This is a genomic window from Cellulosimicrobium cellulans, from assembly GCF_001722485.1.
GTDB lineage: Bacteria > Actinomycetota > Actinomycetes > Actinomycetales > Cellulomonadaceae > Cellulosimicrobium > Cellulosimicrobium cellulans_A.
Window position 1 is genome coordinate 1 of record NZ_LWGL01000310.1, and the last position, 1,797, is coordinate 1,797.

At 74.2% G+C, this 1,797-nt stretch carries 2 protein-coding genes; both read right to left on the reverse strand.

Features of this window, described 5'->3' with window-relative positions; genetic code table 11:
• A partial coding sequence (locus JZ5iCDA_RS17310; protein WP_069388222.1) for a GOLPH3/VPS74 family protein occupies positions 1-518 on the reverse strand: 518 nt, incomplete at its 3' end.
• 75 nt (positions 519-593) lie between these two features.
• Positions 594-1,577: a ribose-phosphate diphosphokinase gene (locus JZ5iCDA_RS17315; RefSeq protein WP_069388223.1), complete on the reverse strand. Its 984-nt coding sequence runs from the start codon at positions 1,575-1,577 to the stop codon at positions 594-596.
• Positions 1,578-1,797 lie beyond the last annotated feature (220 nt).

Consider the following 1,797-nt stretch of genomic DNA (forward strand, 5'->3'; position numbering starts at 1 on the left):
ACGCGGCCCGCCTGTCCCGTCGCGGCGAGGATCGCCACGAGCGCGGCCGTGCGCTCGCCCGGCTGCTCGCCGCCGACGAGGACGCGCCACAGGTCGCCGCGGACCGCGTCCTCGTGGCGCGAGTCGGCCGCGGGCCAGCGGGTGGTCGGGAAGATCCCGAGGACGCGCCCCTCCTCGCGGCGCAGGACGCCGCGGTCGGCGAGGGACGCCACCGCGCGCGCGGCCGGCTTGAGCTTCGCGATCGGCCCGACGAGCGCCTTGGGCTTCGCCCCCTCCTTGGACCGCACGACGTCGAGCGCCTCGTCGAGGAGGCCGTTCCCCGTCGGGGACGCGTCCCGGACGACGATGCGCCCCACGCGTCCCCCGTCGCCGTCGCCGGCGAGGTCGGCGCGCCCGAGGAGCGCGAGCTCGACCAGCAGCGCACCGGCGGCGACCTGCTCGCGGTACGAGGAGTCGACGACGGCCTTGCCGGTCGCGTCGTCCAGCGTCAGCAGCAGGTAGTCCTCGAGGATCAGCATGGTCCCCACGCTAGGGGACGCGGCGCACGGCCGACCCTGCCGAATGTCACGGGTCGGCCGTGCGGACCGCACGCCTCAGCTGTTGCCGTCGAACAGCGAGGTCACGGAGCCGTCGTCGAACACCTCGCGGATCGCGCGCGCGACGAGCGGCGCGATCGACAGCACGGTGAGCTGCGGGAACCGCTTGTCCGCGGCGATCGGCAGCGTGTCGGTGATGACCACCTCGCTCGCGCCGCACTCCGACAGGCGCTGGGCGGCCGGGTCGGACAGCACGCCGTGCGTCGCCGCCACGACGACCGACCTCGCGCCCGCGTCGAGGACGACGCGCACCGCCTCGGCGATGGTGCCGCCGGTGTCGATGAGGTCGTCGACGAGCACGCAGTCGCGGCCCTCGACCTCGCCGACCACGCGGTTCGCGACGGCCTGGTTCGGCCGCGTGATGTCGCGCGTCTTGTGGACGAACGCGAGCGGACCGCCGCCGAGCTTCGCCGCCCACTGCTCGGCGACGCGGATGCGCCCCGCGTCGGGCGAGACGACCGTGACGTTCGACGTGTCCACGCGCGTCTTCACGTACTCCGTGAGGATCGGCATGGCCCACAGGTGGTCGACCGGGCCGTCGAAGAAGCCCTGGGTCTGCGCGGCGTGCAGGTCGACGCTCATGAGGCGATCGGCGCCCGCCGCCGTGAAGAGGTCGGACATGAGACGCGCCGAGATCGGCTCGCGGCCGCGGTGCTTCTTGTCCTGGCGCGCGTAGCCGTAGAACGGCTGGACGACGGTGATCGTGCGGGCCGAGGCGCGCTTCGCGGCGTCGACCATGAGCAGCTGCTCCATGATCCACTGGTTGATCGGCGCCGTGTGGCTCTGGAGGATGAACACGTCCGCGCCGCGCACGGACTCCCCGAACCGGACGTAGATCTCGCCGTTCGCGAAGTCGTAGGCGGTCGTGGGGAGGAGGTCGATCCCCAGCTCGCGCGCGACGTCGTTCGCGAGCTCGGGGTGCGCGCGCCCCGAGGCGAGGACGAGGGACTTCTCCCCGTTGCCGGCGATCGTGCTGCTCATGCGGTGGTTTCCTTCGGTGTCCGGGGTCGGGTCGTCGTCCCGGACGTGCGGCGCACGTCCGGGTCCGTCGTCAGTCGGTCGGGCGCGCGCTGCGCAGGGCGTCGAGCGTGCTCTCGAGGTCGGGGCCGGGCGGCGGCGGGGTCGGGCGCTCCGCCGTCGCGGCGGCGGAGTGGTCGGCGAGCTGGGCCTGCGCCTGCGCGCCCACCGACGGGGCCTCCGG